Source organism: Puia sp. P3, from assembly GCF_050632245.1.
Taxonomy (GTDB): Bacteria; Bacteroidota; Bacteroidia; order Chitinophagales; family Chitinophagaceae; genus Puia.
Genome location: NZ_CP192583.1, coordinates 6,344,138 through 6,359,856, shown reverse-complemented (window position 1 = coordinate 6,359,856; position 15,719 = coordinate 6,344,138). Strand labels below are relative to the sequence as shown.

General features: G+C 54.0%; 17 protein-coding genes and 2 pseudogenes. 13 read left to right on the top strand and 6 right to left on the bottom strand.

The genetic code is table 11. The annotated features are described in order from the left end of the window. Positions 1 to 6: 6 nt before the first annotated feature. The 4 genes from ACQ86N_RS40015 to ACQ86N_RS40000 all read right to left on the bottom strand — a co-directional run bounded on the left by ACQ86N_RS40015 (position 7) and on the right by ACQ86N_RS40000 (position 2,188). Complete coding sequence (locus ACQ86N_RS40015) at positions 7 to 150, bottom strand: hypothetical protein (RefSeq protein WP_431211912.1); 144 nt, start codon at positions 148 to 150, stop codon at positions 7 to 9. A 16-nt stretch (positions 151 to 166) separates the two neighbouring features. Beyond that, the gene (locus ACQ86N_RS40010) at positions 167 to 652 is read right to left on the bottom strand and encodes a hypothetical protein (protein ID WP_431211911.1); all 486 of its coding nucleotides are present in this window, start codon (positions 650 to 652) and stop codon (positions 167 to 169) included. 79 nt (positions 653 to 731) lie between these two features. Continuing rightward, the gene (dnaX, locus tag ACQ86N_RS40005) at positions 732 to 1,865 is read right to left on the bottom strand and encodes a DNA polymerase III subunit gamma/tau (RefSeq protein ID WP_431211910.1); all 1,134 of its coding nucleotides are present in this window, start codon (positions 1,863 to 1,865) and stop codon (positions 732 to 734) included. Positions 1,866 to 2,008: 143 nt separating this feature from the next. Continuing rightward, positions 2,009 to 2,188: a hypothetical protein gene (locus tag ACQ86N_RS40000; protein ID WP_431211909.1), complete on the bottom strand. Its 180-nt coding sequence runs from the start codon at positions 2,186 to 2,188 to the stop codon at positions 2,009 to 2,011. A gap of 206 nt (positions 2,189 to 2,394) precedes the next feature. On the opposite strand from ACQ86N_RS40000, the pseudogene ACQ86N_RS39995 reads away from it, so the two are divergent. The 7 genes and pseudogenes from ACQ86N_RS39995 to ACQ86N_RS39965 form a co-directional block, all read left to right on the top strand. Next, a pseudogene (locus tag ACQ86N_RS39995) lies at positions 2,395 to 2,451 on the top strand (hypothetical protein); the annotation flags it as partial. Between the two features lie 205 nt (positions 2,452 to 2,656). Continuing rightward, the gene (locus ACQ86N_RS39990; protein WP_431211908.1) at positions 2,657 to 2,962 is read left to right on the top strand and encodes a hypothetical protein; all 306 of its coding nucleotides are present in this window, start codon (positions 2,657 to 2,659) and stop codon (positions 2,960 to 2,962) included. A gap of 201 nt (positions 2,963 to 3,163) precedes the next feature. Next, positions 3,164 to 3,466, top strand: coding sequence for a hypothetical protein (locus tag ACQ86N_RS39985; protein ID WP_431211907.1), 303 nt, complete (start codon positions 3,164 to 3,166; stop codon positions 3,464 to 3,466). A 47-nt stretch (positions 3,467 to 3,513) separates the two neighbouring features. Further along, entirely contained in the window at positions 3,514 to 4,530 is a 1,017-nt protein-coding gene (locus ACQ86N_RS39980; RefSeq protein ID WP_431211906.1) for a TolC family protein, read from the top strand. Positions 4,531 to 4,605: 75 nt separating this feature from the next. Then, positions 4,606 to 5,694 (top strand): efflux RND transporter periplasmic adaptor subunit, encoded by a 1,089-nt coding sequence (locus tag ACQ86N_RS39975; RefSeq protein ID WP_431211905.1) that lies wholly within the window; start codon positions 4,606 to 4,608, stop codon positions 5,692 to 5,694. A gap of 7 nt (positions 5,695 to 5,701) precedes the next feature. Further along, positions 5,702 to 8,326 carry an efflux RND transporter permease subunit gene (locus tag ACQ86N_RS39970; RefSeq protein WP_431211904.1) on the top strand — a complete coding sequence of 875 codons (2,625 nt, stop codon included), beginning with the start codon at positions 5,702 to 5,704 and terminating at the stop codon, positions 8,324 to 8,326. Then, a pseudogene (locus ACQ86N_RS39965) lies at positions 8,314 to 8,720 on the top strand (efflux RND transporter permease subunit). Before ACQ86N_RS39970 ends, ACQ86N_RS39965 begins: the two are co-directional and overlap by 13 nt. 210 nt (positions 8,721 to 8,930) lie before the next feature. Here the strand turns inward: ACQ86N_RS39965 and ACQ86N_RS39960 are convergent. Then, complete coding sequence (locus ACQ86N_RS39960) at positions 8,931 to 10,100, bottom strand: hypothetical protein (RefSeq protein ID WP_431211903.1); 1,170 nt, start codon at positions 10,098 to 10,100, stop codon at positions 8,931 to 8,933. A 225-nt stretch (positions 10,101 to 10,325) separates the two neighbouring features. On the opposite strand from ACQ86N_RS39960, the gene atpD reads away from it, so the two are divergent. The 5 genes from atpD to ACQ86N_RS39935 all read left to right on the top strand — a co-directional run bounded on the left by atpD (position 10,326) and on the right by ACQ86N_RS39935 (position 13,544). Beyond that, the gene (atpD, locus tag ACQ86N_RS39955) at positions 10,326 to 11,546 is read left to right on the top strand and encodes a F0F1 ATP synthase subunit beta (protein WP_431211902.1); all 1,221 of its coding nucleotides are present in this window, start codon (positions 10,326 to 10,328) and stop codon (positions 11,544 to 11,546) included. Further along, entirely contained in the window at positions 11,522 to 11,704 is a 183-nt protein-coding gene (locus ACQ86N_RS39950; protein ID WP_431211901.1) for a hypothetical protein, read from the top strand. The genes atpD and ACQ86N_RS39950 overlap by 25 nt, the downstream gene beginning before the upstream one ends. A gap of 11 nt (positions 11,705 to 11,715) precedes the next feature. Further along, entirely contained in the window at positions 11,716 to 11,988 is a 273-nt protein-coding gene (gene atpC / locus ACQ86N_RS39945; protein WP_431211900.1) for an ATP synthase F1 subunit epsilon, read from the top strand. Positions 11,989 to 12,273: 285 nt separating this feature from the next. Continuing rightward, positions 12,274 to 12,873 carry a DUF4136 domain-containing protein gene (locus ACQ86N_RS39940; RefSeq protein WP_431211899.1) on the top strand — a complete coding sequence of 200 codons (600 nt, stop codon included), beginning with the start codon at positions 12,274 to 12,276 and terminating at the stop codon, positions 12,871 to 12,873. A gap of 44 nt (positions 12,874 to 12,917) precedes the next feature. Further along, positions 12,918 to 13,544: an outer membrane beta-barrel protein gene (locus ACQ86N_RS39935; protein ID WP_431211898.1), complete on the top strand. Its 627-nt coding sequence runs from the start codon at positions 12,918 to 12,920 to the stop codon at positions 13,542 to 13,544. A gap of 103 nt (positions 13,545 to 13,647) precedes the next feature. Here ACQ86N_RS39935 and ACQ86N_RS39930 read toward each other — a convergent pair whose 3' ends face one another. Next, positions 13,648 to 14,109, bottom strand: coding sequence for a YqgE/AlgH family protein (locus tag ACQ86N_RS39930; RefSeq protein WP_431211897.1), 462 nt, complete (start codon positions 14,107 to 14,109; stop codon positions 13,648 to 13,650). Positions 14,110 to 14,355: 246 nt separating this feature from the next. Between ACQ86N_RS39930 and ACQ86N_RS39925 the strand changes: the two genes are divergently transcribed. After that, entirely contained in the window at positions 14,356 to 15,714 is a 1,359-nt protein-coding gene (locus ACQ86N_RS39925) for a sensor histidine kinase (protein WP_431211896.1), read from the top strand. The last annotated feature ends 5 nt before the right edge of the window (positions 15,715 to 15,719 follow it).

Sequence of the window (15,719 nt, the reverse complement as noted above, 5' to 3'; positions counted from 1 at the left end):
GGCCGGTCAATAATCCAATTCCAGCTTCAGCCTGTCTTTCAATTCCTTGACCAGCGGATACTGTTCGATGATCCGGATGAACTGCTCCCGCCGGTTCATCGGTTTTTCGGTGGGCTCTTCCTCTGCATGGGCCTTTTCCTCTACGATCACCGTAAAAGTGACGGCTTTATTCCCAAACGCTTTCTGGAGATGGTCCGACAGCGTACGTTTTTCGTTTTCGATGAATTTCTGTTCGAGGGGATTGGCGGTTACAGCCTCGAATGTATTGGCATCGATGATCCGCAGGGGTAGCCAGCTCCAGGCTCTGCACCGCCGGGTTGCGGTTCTCCCGGAGGAAGTCGGCGTATTGCTGCCACGATCTGTGGAGCAGCTCCGGCTCGAGCGGAATGATCGCGGTTTCCTCGCTTCCGCCCTGACTACGAGCGATCTGCTGTCTTAATTTGGACAAAGAACCCAGTCCTGACGGATTACCGGCCCGCGTTTCCGCAGCGTTAGCCGCCGCCTGCGCCGTTGCCGTCTGCGCTGCACTCGTCTGAACCGCCGCCGTCTTCACCGCTTCCGTCTTCACCGCTTCTGCCTTCACCGCCTCTGCCTTCACCGCTTCCGTCTTTACCGCCTCCATCTTCGGCGCCGCGACACCTTCTTCCACCATCAGTCTCGCTCCCCCTGAGCCTTCCCGCCTCACCGGCTCCATCGCCGGAATATTCCGGAAAGATACCGGCCTCAGCTGATCAGACTTTTTTTCCGGCTTCTCCTCCTGCTACCTGCAATGCCTGCGCCAGGTAACAGAGTTTTATCAAAGCGAGCTCGACGTGCAGGCGTTTGTTGCGCGCCGCCTTATAGTTGATCTCCGCCTCGTTGAGCACGTTCAGCATACTGATGAGGTAGAGCGTATCCGCACTTTTTCCCGCCGCTACATACCGGTCTTTAAAACTTTCCACGACTTCGAGCAGCGACGCCACTTTTTCATCCTTGCAGACAAGGAGGTTCCGGACAAACTCCGCCAGTCCGTTCAGCACTAGATCGCCCTCGAATCCCTTCCGGTTGATATCGTCGTAGATGAGCAGCGCGTCTGCCAGATTTTGCTGCTGCATCGCGTCTAAAATGCGGAAATAGTAGTCTGCATCAAGAATATTCAGGTGCTCCAGCGTATTTCTGTAGCTGAGTTCTCCGTTGGTAAAGCTGACTATCTTGTCGAGTATGCTGAGGGCGTCGCGCATACAGCCCTCGCTCTTTTGCGCGATGACCTGCAGGGCCGGCTTTTCCGCGGTAATATCTTCCTTACCGCAGATATCTTCGAGGTGTTCGACCGTGTCGGCCGACGTGATCCGCTTAAAATCAAATATCTGACAGCGGGATAGGATAGTAGGCAGGATCTTGTGTTTCTCCGTGGTCGCCAGGATAAAAATGGCATAGGGGGGCGGCTCTTCCAGCGTTTTCAAGAACGCATTGAAGGCCGAGGTACTCAGCATGTGCACCTCATCTATGATGTATACCTTGTATTTCCCTGCCTGCGGCGCAAAACGCACCTGCTCCACCAGCGTCCGGATATCGTCCACCGAGTTATTACTCGCGGCGTCCAGTTCGTGGATATTCAGGGAAGTGCCTTCGTTGAACGAGACACAGGAATGACATTTATTACAGGCCTCCCCCTCCGGGGTGACATTTTCACAGTTGATCGTTTTTGCTAATATTCTCGCGCAGGTCGTCTTACCGACTCCCCGGGGCCCGCAAAACAAAAAAGCATGTGCCAGTTGTCCATTCCTGATGGCATTTTTCAGGGTAGTCGTGATATGCGACTGTCCTACAACCGTCGAAAAATCCTGGGGCCGGTACTTTCGTGCTGAAACGATAAATTTATCCATTAGATTACTCCTGTAGCAAACGTACAGCAAATCCTATATTAGGCAATGAACGGGCCATAATTTCTTACCCGTCAGACCGTCAGACGGTAACCCATCCCCAAATCACCCCCAATCCCAACCGTCAGGGAGTTAATCACCTCCCCTCAGACCGTCACGGAGTACGCTGCCTGCCTGACTTCCCCCACCTTGACTTCCCCCACCTTGACGTTCCCCGCCAACCCTTCCCCCGTCAACCCTTCCCCGCCAAACCCTTCCCCCGCCAAACGTTCTCCCGCCAACCCTTCCCCCGCCTTAACTTCCCCCTCCAGACCTTCCCCCTCCAAACCTCCTGTGGCAAATTCACCTTAACTTCCCTCCGTCCAGACCGTCGTCGTACCTTTACCAAACAATTTTTAGAAAAATATCCTGAAAAACTTGGAATATTTACAGTGTTAAGTAAATTTGTATCGTTAATTAAATTCTATGGGTATTCAGGAGCGCAAAGAGAAGCAAAAAACTGGAGATTCGCAAACTGATCCTGGACGCGTCCATGAAACTTTTTGTGGAAGAAGGATTTAGCAACGTCACCATCCGCAGGATCGCGGAGATCATCGAGTACAGCCCCACAACCGTATACCTCTATTTCAAAGATAAGGACGAGATTTTCTATAGCCTCCACGAGATCGGCTTTCAGAAGATGGAAGAGATGAACAAGGACCTGGCCACGATTAATAATCCCCTGCTGCGTTTGCACAAAATGGGGGAGAACTACATCGGAGTTTGGCCTGACGAACCCGGAATTCTACAACCTCATGTTCATCCAGGAAGAGCCGATGAAGAAGCTGACCGAGCTCGGCTGCGACTGGGTAAGGGGCGACAGCGCGATCTCCCGCCTGAAGGCTACGGTCACCGATTGCATGGAAAGCGATTATATAGCCAAGGGGGATCCGCACCTGGTAAGCCTTTGCGTCTGGAGTTTCGTACACGGCCTCGTTTCCCTTGCTATCCGTGAGCGTATGGAGAAATTCGTCCCGGAAAAAGAAATGGTCCTGCCCGTAATGAAGCAATCACTCCACTGGTTCGTGAATAATTTAGAGACCAGACCGGCCGGCAAATAATTGAACTGCCCTGTGGGTAATCCACAGGGCATATTTTCGCCGTCAAAATGAACATTGTTAACTTAATTTATATAATTAATAAACCGAACGTTATGCCAAAATTAGCCTGTCTGCCCCTGATACTTTTATTGGGTTCGGGGGCCCCTCGCCCAGCCATCCACGGCCTCCGCCCAGTCACCCACGGCCTCCGCCCAGCCCCCCATGTCCCTCGCCCAGCCACCCGCAGTCTTCACCCAACCACCCGCAGGCGGCACCATCCTCGACCAATATATCCGCCTCGGTCTCGACAGCAATCTCGCCCTGCACCAGCGCAATTTCGACCTCCAGCGCTCCCGCCTCGACCTCAAACGCGCCCGGTCCCTTTTTTATCCCCAGGCGGGCCTCAGCTCACAGTACACACTCGCCAACGGCGGCCGTACGATCGACATCCCCATCGGGGACCTGCTGAACGGCGCCTATTCTACCCTTAACCAGCTGACCAATTCAAAGAAATTCCCCAGGTAACCAACCAGTCCGTTCAATTCCTCCCCAACAACTACCACGATACTAAAATGGAGGTCACCCTTCCGATTCTCAATACGGAACTACAGCACAACAAAGAGATCAGCAACGAGACCATCGGCGCCCGTCAGGCGGACCTCGAAGTTTACCGGCGCGACCTTGTCCGAAACATTCGTCAGGCTTATTACCAGTACCTCCAGACCGGCAAAGCTGTCGAGATCTACAACACCGCCCTCGGCCTCGTCAAAGAGAACCGGCGGGTCAGCGGAAAATTTGTAGAGAACCACATGGCTACCCGCGAGATCGTCCTCCGCGCCCAGGCGCAGGTCAGCGAAGTAGAAGCCTCCCTTATCGAGGCGGAAAATCAACGCAAAAACGCCGCGGCCTATTTTAATTTTCTCCTGAACCGCTCTACCGACACCGAAGTACTGACCGATTCCTCATTGATGACCACCGCCACCTATGACGCGGGCTCCGGCAGTTCGCCCGCCGCCAACACCTTCCCCGCAGGCCCCGACCTGCTCGCCCGCCGCGAGGAATTCAACCGCCTCCGCAGCTATCAGAAAATAACCGCTTCCAATCTCAAATGGGACCGCGCCTATCTCGTCCCCAAACTCAACGCCTTTTACGACGTCGGCTTCCAGGGCTACGGCTTCCACCCCGACGGCTCGCAGTTCTACCAACTGGCAGGCATCTCGCTGGTATGGCCGCTTTTCAAAGCCGGCGACAACAGGCTAAAGATCCGTCAGGCCGAGATAGACAAGGCCGCACTCGACGAAGAATACAAACAGCTCACCCGGCAGGTGAGCCTCGAACAGGAGACGGCTACCAATAACTACCGGTCCGCGCAGGAAGCCCTGCGCTCGCTGTCCGACGGCGTTAACAGCGCACGCGAAGCCTACCGCCTTGCCGAAAGGCGGTTCAACGAAGGTCAGGCGCTGCAGATCGAACTGATCGACGCCCGCACACAGCTGACCAATTCCGAGATCCGCTATTCGCTGGGCCGTCTTTCGCTCCTCAACAGAGCCGCCGACCTCGAACGCGTCAACGCAGCCTACAAATTCTAAATCACGAAACCCGGGCAACCAAACACCATTCACCAGTCTCGACTCACCAATCACTCAATTCCAAATAACAAGCATATGAATACGAAATTGATCAACACCATTCGTCTGCCCCTTGCAGCGCTGCTGGCCTTCAGCCTCGTGCGCTGCGGTCAGAATGTCGCCGCGGTCACCCCTCAAAAGGACGATCCTATCCCCGTAAGACAGCAGCCGGTGACCATCGGCGGCCACCCCCGGATCCTGCAGTATTCCGGACTCATCGCTTCCAATTCCGAAGCCAGACTCTCCTTTAAGATCGGGGGCATCATCTCCCGGATCTACGTAAAGGAAGGCGACCACGTTGCAGCCGGACAACTGCTGGCTACGCTGGACCTCACAGAGATCGACGCCCAGGTGCAGCAGGCAACGCAAAACGTCGACAAGTCACAACGCGACGAGGCGCGGATGACAAATCTATACCGCGATACGGTGGCGTCTCTCGAGCAACTGCAGAATGCGCACACGCAGTCGACCGTGGCTTCGGAAGCACTGCGCATAGCAAAATTTAACAGACAGTACGCGCAGATCCGCGCCGTTTCTTCCGGTACCATCCTGCAAAAACTAATGAATGAAGGGGAGTACGCCACTGCCGGCACCGCCGTCCTCGTCTTCAACGGTACAGGCCTGGGCGACTGGGTCGTCAGGTTTGGTGTGTCGGACAAGGACTGGGCCGTCCTTAAAAAAGGCGACAAGGCGACGATAGCCATGGACGCCTATCCCGGCGAATCGTTCACAGGCGCCGTTAGCAAACTGGCCGAAGGCTCCGACCCCAACGGCGGTACCTACGCCGTCGAAGTGACCGTCGCTCCCGGCGGCCACCGGCTGGCACCCGGCCTGTTCTGTACGCTCCAGCTGCAACCCCCGTCGCCATATGCCAGGAATTTCGTATTCGTTCCGGCGTCGGCGCTCGCCGAAGGCGACGGAAATACCGGATTTGTATATACGCTGAATGACGACGGGAGGTCCGTTAAAAAAATACCCGTCCGCATTGCCTACCTGCAGGGCGACCTCATCGCGATCAGCAGCGGCCTCGACAACGTGCAGCAAGTGATCACCGAAGGAGTAGGATATCTCACGGAGAATTCCGTCGTCAAACTCAGTACCGACACCAGCATTCACAGCAAATAGAATTACAATGAAAACGAACAACAACAACGGCACGGCAGGCACACCCGGGAAGCGCCGCGGCCTCACCGAATTTGCGGTCCGCAACTACCAGTTCACGCTCATTGTATTTGTGATGCTGGCGCTCATCGGAGTAAATGCCCTGGTAACGATGCCCCGTGGGGAAGACCCGGACACGGAAGCCCCCAGCTTTTCCGCGATCGTCATCTATCCCGGAACCAGTCCCAAAGACGTTGAGGAACTGGTCGTCAATCCCATCGAAAAAAGATTCAACGCGATGGACGACGTCAAGCGCATCCGTTCCACCATCGACGACGGACTGGCCGTCATACAGCTGGAATTCAAGTATGAAACAGACCCCGACAAGAAATATCAGGACGTGATCCGCGAGCTCAACGCGGTACGGAGCGAGCTTCCCCAGGACATTCTGAGCATCGACATCCAGCGCTTTACGCCATCGGACGTCAACATCCTGCAGGTGGCGCTGCTCAGCGAGTCCGCGCCGTATAAGGACCTCAGGGAATGGAGCAAACAGCTAAAGGAGAGACTGGAGAAGATCAAGACGCTAAAAAATGTCGACAACTGGGCGTTTCCCCAGCAGCAGGTCCGCGTTGCGCTGGACCTCGAGAAGCTTTCACAAAACCACATTCCCCTGAACGCCGTTCTGCAGGCCATTCAACGCGAGAACGTAAATATTCCGGGGGGCAGCGTCGATATGGGCTCGAGGAAGTTCAATATTAAGACCAGCGGCGACTACAAGAATATCGACGAGATAAAAAATACCATCGTCAGCAGCGTGAACGGAAAGATCATCTATGTCAGGGACATTGCCGAGGTGGGTTTCAACTACGAGGAACAGAACTACATCGGTCGCCTCAACGGCAGGAGAGGAGTATTCGTTACCGCGAGCCGCAAGGCAGGGACCAATATTTTTGCCGTTGAAAAGGAAATGGAGCCCGTGATGGACAAATTCCGGAAGGACCTGCCTCCCAACATCAAATTTGAAAAGAGCTTCAACAACGCACAGAGCGTGCGGACGCGCCTGGGGCATTTTACCCGGGACTTCGCCATCGCCATTTTTCTGGTGTTGCTCACGCTGCTGCCACTGGGCCCGCGCGCGTCCATTGTCGTCATGGTCTCCATACCGCTGTCCCTGCTGATAGGTCTTGTCCTGCTGAACCTGTTTCATTTTACGATCAACCAGCTAAGCATCGTGGGCATGGTCGTCGCGCTGGGGCTGCTGGTAGACGACAGCATCGTCGTGGTCGAGAACATCGAGCGCTATCTCCGAATGGGCTATTCGCGGGTGGACGCGGCCATCGCCGCTACACGACAGATCGGACTGGCGGTGCTGGGCTGTACCGCTACGCTGATATTTGCGTTTCTGCCGCTGATGTTTCTGCCCGAGGCGGCCGGCGACTTCATCCGCAGTCTCCCCGCGGCAGTGGTCACTACAGTGCTGGCCTCGCTGTTCGTTTCGCTTACAATAGTTCCCTTCTTATCCAGCCGCATACTCAGCGGCCACGAACACCCGGAGGGCAATCTATTCCTGCGCGGACTAAAACGTTTTATCAATGGTTCCTACCGCAGACTGCTGCACGCCGCGATTGGCCGGCCCGCTCTTACGCTGGTCGTGGCGCTGGGCATTTTCGTGGGCTGTCTGGCGCTGATCCCGCGCGTAGGCTTCAGCGTCTTTCCCGCGTCGGAGAAGCCGATGTTCCTCATCAATATCCAGACGCCGCTGGGCACCAGTCTGGCCGCTACGGATACCATCGCCCACTGGGTCGAGCGCCGTGTCGACCACCTGCCCGACCTGAAGAACTATGCCACGAACGTAGGGCACGGCAATCCGCGTATCTACTACAACGTGATACCCCAGAACGAGCAGAGCAACTATGCGCAGATCTTTGTACAGCTGAATGAGACGCCACCCTACAGGAAGAGACTTATGATAGACTCCCTGCGCCGCTGTTTTGCGGACTACCCGGGCGCAAAGATCGAGGTAAAGGATTTCGAACAGGGGCCGCCGATAGAGGCGCCGATCGCGATCCGGCTATTTTCGGAAGACCTGGATACCTTGCGCAGCCTGGCTTTCCGCGTGGAGGACCTCCTGAAAAGGACGGATGGGACCATGTACGTCAACAACGAGCTGACTACCCTGAAGACCGATATTAAGGTCAGCGTCAACAAGGAAAAAGCCGGGATGCTCGGGGTTCCCGTCAATGACATCGACCGTACGGTCAGGCTGGCCGTGGCCGGGCTCGACATTGGTAAATTCCGGAAGGACAACGAAAAGGACGACGACTACAATATCAATGTATGCCTTCCACGCGGACAGCGGCAGTCCCTCGATGCCCTGAATAAAGTGTATGTCAATTCCTATACAGGGGCGTCGGTGCCGCTGAACCAGGTTGCAGATATCCGTTTTCAAAGCTCTCCCACGAGCATTCACCACTACGACAAAGACCGGTATACCACTGTCACGGCGTTTGTCCGGAGCGGCTTCAATACTACCCGCGTCACCCAGGGAGTTCTGCAGGAGCTGGACAAGATGCACTTTCCAAAAGGGGCGACCTATATGGCGGCCGGTGAGGTGGAAAGCAAGAACGAGAGTTTTGGGGGCTGGGGTCCATAATCCTGGTAACAGTTTTTGGCATACTCGGTATTCTGATCCTCGAGTTCAAAACGTTCCGCGGGACGCTGATCGTCCTGTCCGTCGTGCCGCTGGGCATCATCGGGGCGGTCCTGATGCTCCTGGCCACGGGCAATACATTTTCTTTCGTCGCGGTCATCGGCATAATTGCCCTTATCGGCATCGAGGTAAAAATTCGATCCTGCTGGTCGACTACACAGACCAGCTGCGCAGGGGCGGCATGGGACTCGACGAGGCGATACAGGAGGCGGGCGAGACCCGCTTCGTCCCGATCATCCTGACCACTCTGACCGCGATAGGCGGCCTGATCCCGCTGGTTGCCGAAAACAACCCGCTGTATTCCCCCTCGCGCTGGTCATCATCGGCGGCCTGCTGAGTTCCACCATCCTGACCCGGGTGGTAACACCGGTATTGTACAAGCTGCTGGCACCAAAGATCGAATTGGACCCCGTTGCCGGGACCGACCCCGTCGGACCAGTGCCGGTCGTGGGGTAGATCTAGAGGTCGCGATCCGAAACCTCAAATTGGAGCGGCACCCGTTATAACATAAAAAAGCCGGACGCTAGTCCGGCCTTTTTTATACGGCTTATGCCGATATCATTGGATGCCTCTTAAACTCCTTACTCCTGTCAAACAAATACCGGTACGTCGTCAACTTGCGGCTTACATACGTATCCCCCAGCGTTCGCGCAACATTCACCATTTTCGGGTTGAAGTCGCCGATCCACTGCATCTCATAGTGTTTATAAAATTTCGCGGGCTGAACAACTCTCGCTATTTCCGTGATAATATAGGCGTCGACGCCTTTGCCCTGGAATTCGGGGACGACGGCAAAAACTATTCCGGTGAAATGCCGGCAGGCGCCCCTGCTGCGCAGCCACAGGAACTGCAGTTTTTGGAGCAGGCCGAATTTCCCGTTGAAGTGTTTGTAGTACTGGTTCAGTTCAGGTATATTGATGAACATCGAGATAGGTTTGCCGTTGTGGTAGGCAAACCAGACGATGTTCTCGTCCATCAGTGGTTTCATTTTTTTGAACAGCTGCATGACCTGCTCTTTCCGCATCGACTTGATGCCGCCATGGCCGGCAAAGGCGCCGTTGTAGATGGCCAGAAAGTCTTCGGCGTATTTTTCCAGTCTTTTCTTCTCGATATGGGCGGCGGAATAGGCCGGGTCGCCGGCAAGGGCCGCGTGTCGGGCTAAGATCTTGTCATTCAGCGGCTTCCCGGGGTCGAGGCCAAAACACAGCTGGTGAAAGAAGGGCCTGAAACCGTAGTTTTCGAGCAGGTCTTTATAATAAGGTGGGTTGAAATTCATGGACCAGAGGGGCTCATAAAAGCCCTCGACCAGCAGTCCCCACCATTTATCCCGTTCGCCAAAATTGATTGGACCGTCCATGGCCTCCATTCCGCGCTGGCCGAGCCAGTGCCGGGCGACGTCCAGGAGCATATCGGCCGCCTCCTGACTATTGATACAGTCAAAAAATCCCATACCGCCGACGGGGACGTCGTCGCCCTTATTCTTGTACTTTTTATTGACAAACGCCGCTATACGACCGATCAGCCGGCCCTCTCCGTCCTTTAGGATCCAGCGGGCGGCCTCTCCCTGACGGAATGCCTTATTGTGTTCAGGATCAAATACTTCATCAATTTCTCTGTCGATGGGCCGGATATAACCGGGCACCTTTAGATGGAGATCAACATTTACCTGAATAAACTCCCTGGCCTGGGCGGGATTGGTAACTTCTATCAATTGCATATTGGAAAATGAGCATCAAATGTAGCAAAAACCCCAAACTATTTTGGGCTTTCCCCTTGTCCCCTTACCTTTGCAGCCGAATTTAAAACATCTTAATATTATTATGGCAAGCACCGGAAAAATCAAGCAAATCATCGGCGCCGTTATCGATGTGCAGTTTGAAGGTAAACTCCCGAGATTTACAATGCATTGGAACTGAAAAAGTCCAGTGGTGAAACCCTTGTTTTGGAAGTTCAGCAGCACCTCGGTGAAGACAGTGTTCGTTGTATCGCCATGGACGGTACCGAAGGTCTGGTTCGCGGACTGCCCGTTACCGATACCGGAAGTGCTATTGCCATGCCTACGGGCGAAGGCATCAAAGGCCGCCTATTCAACGTAACCGGCGATCCTATCGATGGTCTGCCTGCCGTCAGCAAGGCCAACGGCCGTCCCATCCACAGCAAGCCCCCGGCTTTCGAAAACCTGAGCACCAGCACAGAAGTGCTTTTTACCGGTATCAAGGTTATCGACCTGATCGAGCCCTATGCAAAGGGTGGTAAGATCGGCCTGTTCGGTGGTGCGGGTGTAGGAAAAACAGTATTGATTCAGGAGCTGATCAACAATATCGCAAAAGCCTATTCCGGTCTGTCCGTTTTTGCCGGCGTAGGTGAGCGTACCCGCGAAGGGAACGACCTGATGCGTGAAATGATCGAAGCCGGTATCATGAAATACGGCGAAGAGTTCAAACACAGCATGGAACACGGCGGGTGGGACCTGAACAAGGTCAACATGAAAGAACTCTCCGATTCCAAGGCGACCTTCGTGTTCGGACAGATGAACGAGCCCCCCGGTGCACGTGCGCGTGTGGCCCTCAGCGGTCTGACCATCGCCGAATACTATCGCGATGGCGACGGACAGGGTCAGGGTCGTGATATCCTGTTCTTCGTAGACAATATCTTCCGTTTCACCCAGGCTGGTTCCGAAGTATCGGCACTGCTCGGTCGTATGCCTTCCGCGGTGGGATATCAGCCCACGCTGGCCACGGAGATGGGGCTGATGCAGGAGAGGATCACCTCGACCAAGAACGGTTCGATCACCTCCGTACAGGCCGTTTACGTACCTGCGGATGACCTTACCGATCCGGCTCCCGCAACGACATTTGCCCACCCGGACGCGACCACGGTACTTAGCCGTAAGATCGCCGACCTTGGTATCTATCCCGCGGTTGACCCGCTGGACTCCACGTCCCGTATCCTGACACCCGCGATCGTGGGTGAAGCTCACTACAAAACCGCCGACAGGGTGAAACTGATCCTCCAGCGCTATAAAGAACTGCAGGACATCATCGCCATCCTTGGTCTGGATGAGTTGAGCGACGAGGACAAGATGACCGTAGCGCGCGCGCACGTAAGGTTCAGCGTTTCCTGTCCCAGCCCTTCCACGTGGCAGAACAGTTCACCGGTCTGAAAGGTGTGCTCGTTCCCATCGACGAGACGATCCGTGGTTTCAATATGATCATGGACGGCGAAGTGGATGAGTATCCTGAAGCCGCTTTCAACCTGGTAGGAACGATCGACGACGCAATTGAGAAAGGCAAGAAATTATTGGCCCAGGCCCGTGGTTAATCAAGCAACTTATGAACCTGGAAATATTAACTCCCGAGAAGAAATTGTTCAGCGCAGACGTATATGGCGTCCAACTGCCCGGCGTTGACGGCCTGTTCGAGGTATTGGACAAACATGCCCCCCTCGTCAGTGCCCTGAAAGCCGGCCGTCTGAAAGTGCTGAAGGACAAAAGTAATCATCTGGCATATTTTACGATCCAGAGTGGCTTTGTGGAAGTGATCCACAATAAGGTTACTGTATTAGTAGAAGGTGCTGTACCAAGTGGGAAACAAAAGCCTAACTGAGCAACACCTTACGGTCCATTCCCCACGGAACAAAATGTTAGTTCGACCCCAGCCTCGTGCTGGGGTCTTTTGCATTCAGGCCGCATACCCGCTCCGCCCTCTCCCGAACCCCCAGGTCAGAATGCACAAAAAAATAATTAGCCGGTTCGGAGGGTCGTCAGACCCGGTCATCAAAGTCTCCATTAATCTAATTTTCATCTCTGTTACAACACCGTTAAAACACATTTCATTAAAATCCGGCGGCCCCTCTTTTGCATAATTTTATTATAATAAAATCACTCCTATATGAACAGAACAATAATCCGGTTGACGTTCGGATCACTGCTAGGCGTCGTGCTGCTTGGCGGCTGTAAGAAAGACCCGCTCAACAACCTCACCAACGACGAATCGCGGATCTACATTACCAACTATGACACGACCGCGAACTTCTCTTCTTACTCCACTTTTAGTATCGCTGATTCCGTGGCCGTGATACAGGACAACCAATTCGCGGGCCGGCAGAAGAACGGATTCGACAGTCTCGCTATCAATGCCGTTACCCAGCTGATGCAGCAGCGCGGCTATCAGAAAGTGGGTACCAAGGACAGCCCGCATCTGGCGATCGACGTCTCCCGAATTTACAACACCTCCACAGGCGTATTCAGCTATGGCGACTATTGGGACTACTACGGCGGCTACTGGGACCCCTATTATTGGGGGTATCCGGGCTATGGGTACTATGATCCCTTTGCCGTGGGAGTATACACTATTCAGTCGGGGGCCCTGGAGATCGACCTGCTCGATCTGAAAAATGCTGCCGCGAACGGCAACAAGCTGAAGGCCATCTGGACCGGCATGGCGAGGGGGAACAGGTGTTTAACACCGCCAATGTATCCAACGAGGTGACCTCCCTTTTCGAACAATCTGCATACCTTAAAAAGTAAACCATCATGAAAGCTATTATTCAACGATATGGCGTCATCGCCCTTCTACTGCTGACCCTGGGCGCTTCCGCACAGGCACAGTCGCGCAACGATCTGCAATTCAATATCGACTACAATGTCAATATCCCATCCGGCCCTTTCAGGGATTTTGTCGACAAGCCGGCCTACAAGGGATTTACCGCGGGCCTGGCCTATCCGATCACCAGCCAGCTGCGCGTCGGACTCAGCCTTGGATATAATGACTATTACCAGAAGTATCCGCGGCAGGTCTATTCCGAGGGGGCGGGTACGGATGTCTCTGCTGTGCTGAGCAATTCCGTGCAGCAAATACCCCTGCTGGCGACCGTGGACTATACGCTGTTGAAGAAAGGAGTTATCCGGCCCTATGTCGGCGCGGGCGCGGGCGTCAACTTCGTCAGCCTGGACCAGTATCTTGGGGAGTTTGACAACCCGCGGTCCAGCACTCATTTTGCGGTGAGAGGAGAAGCCGGTGTGCTGATACCGCTGAGTTCTTATTCAGCGACCGCGATCCGCATCGGCGGCAGCTATAATTATGCGCCGTATAACAAAGATGGAATAAGCAATCTGGATAACTGGGGTATACACGCCGGGGTCAGTATACCGATAAGGTAGTGGGATGATCTAATTCAGCTGGGGATCGATCGGGAAATTTACCATCATCTCATATTCTCCTCCGAGGTGGCGAAGGGCATCCTTCCATATTTCGGAGGGTTTTTTATGAAACACCAGTGCGGCGGCTGGCTGGTACTGTCAGCCAAGATTTTTCTTTCATTTCGTCCGCCAGCTGTCCGCTGCCCCAGCCCGAGTAACCGATATAAAATCTGATCTTGGCCATATCGATCTCGCCCTGCCTGATGAGCTCGATCGCCGTCTCGAAGCTGCCGCCCCAGAAGACGCCGTCGATGATCTCGTACCCGCCGGTGATCTTTTCGGGATACTGGTGGAGAAAGTGTATAGTATCCATCTGGACCGGTCCGCCCAGGTAGACGGGTATTTTCTTCAGGTCTTCCAGCCCACTGACCAGCTCGTCCAGCGAATATTCATAGTTTTTATTGAGGACAAACCCGAAACTGCCTTCGTCCTGATGCTCGCAAAGGAAGACGACGGTTCGCATGAAGTTAGGATCTTTCAAAAAGGGATCAGCGATCAGTAATATGCCAGGTGCCGGGCTCTCCATATCATCTAAATTAAGTAATCCTGCGGGATAACAAAATGTCCCGTCCAAAAATGGCTTTTTTTGGAAGAAGGCTTCCTTTAAATATAGCGCTTTTTAGCCTGAAAAACCCTTTCTTTGTGAAACCTTCGTTAAATACCTTTTACCAAAAGGGTTTTGAAAGGCCACCCTGTCATCCTTTTATAAATTTGCATTTGGACCGAAAACGGACGGAGTCCGGTTTGCGCGAAAGCGCAGAAATTAAAAAGTATGGGTTTGAAAAAAATTTTCCCTGTTATCCTTGTATTGATCACACTATCCCTCATCGGGATCATCTACATCCAGATCAACTGGATATTGACTATGGTCGATAACAAGCGGGAAGAGCTTCATCACAAGATGATCGATGCGGTAGCACAGGTCGGCCGTGATCTTGTGGAGCAACGGGGAAGCGCGACCAAGGTCCTCCGGCTGAAGCCCGGCACTCCATGGCGTCCCTCCGACCCCTTCAGGATGGAGATGATGCGACCCCTCCCCATCGCCGAGCGATTTACACAGGACGAGATCAATGACAGGCTGCGGAAGGCCTTTGACAATCTGAACCTGAGGAATCTGCATTTCGAATTCTCGGTATCGTCCAATATGGAATCCTCTTCTTCATTTAGCTTCCGGACGCCCGAGCTGCATTCGCGGAATTTTCAGCAGGAGATACAGGATACTTTGCATAACCGCGCCGCGTTCTATCCGCTGCAGGCGCCCGAAGACTATGGCGGTGGGATGTTGCCGGACGAGCTGCTGGTGGTCGTGGTCCCCGATATCAATAATATCGTTCTGGGGGAGATGCGAATCATGATCTTCGGAGCGATACTTTTTACGCTGATCATCGTATCCGCATTTTACGTTACGGTCGCCGCCCTGCTGAGACAAAAGAAACTGAGCGAGATCAAGAACGACTTCATCAATAACATGACCCACGAATTCAAAACTCCTCTTGCCACCATCTCTCTCGCCGTCGACGCGCTGCGAAACGAAAAGGTAGTACAGGATCGTGAGAAGTCGGAATACTTTACAGGTATTATAAAGGAAGAGAACAGGCGGATGAACAAGCAGGTCGAAACCATCCTCCAGGCATCCCTGCTGGACAGACAGGAGCAGCAGCTGAACCTCAAACCGCTGCACGCGCATACCATCATTCAGGAGGCCATGGAGAACTTCCACCTGCAGCTGGAAGGCAAGGGTGGCCGCGCCGAGCTTCAGCTAAATGCAAAGAACGACCTGCTCGAGGCGGATGAGGTCCACTTCATGAATATCATCACCAACCTCATCGACAACGCGGTAAAGTATTCCAAAGATAATCTGGCGATCAGGATCACCACCCACAGCACCACGAAGAGCCTCGTCATCCGGATCGAGGACAACGGGATTGGGATGAGTAAGGAAACACAGCGCCGCATCTTCGAGAAATTCTACCGGGCACACACCGGCAACCTGCATAATGTAAAGGGATTTGGGCTCGGCCTCAGCTACGTGAAGACCATCGTGGAGGCCCATCAGGGCAAGATCAAGGTAGACAGCATCGTCGGAAAAGGGACGACGTTCACACTCGAACTGCCGCTGAAGTCCGAGTGATCGTT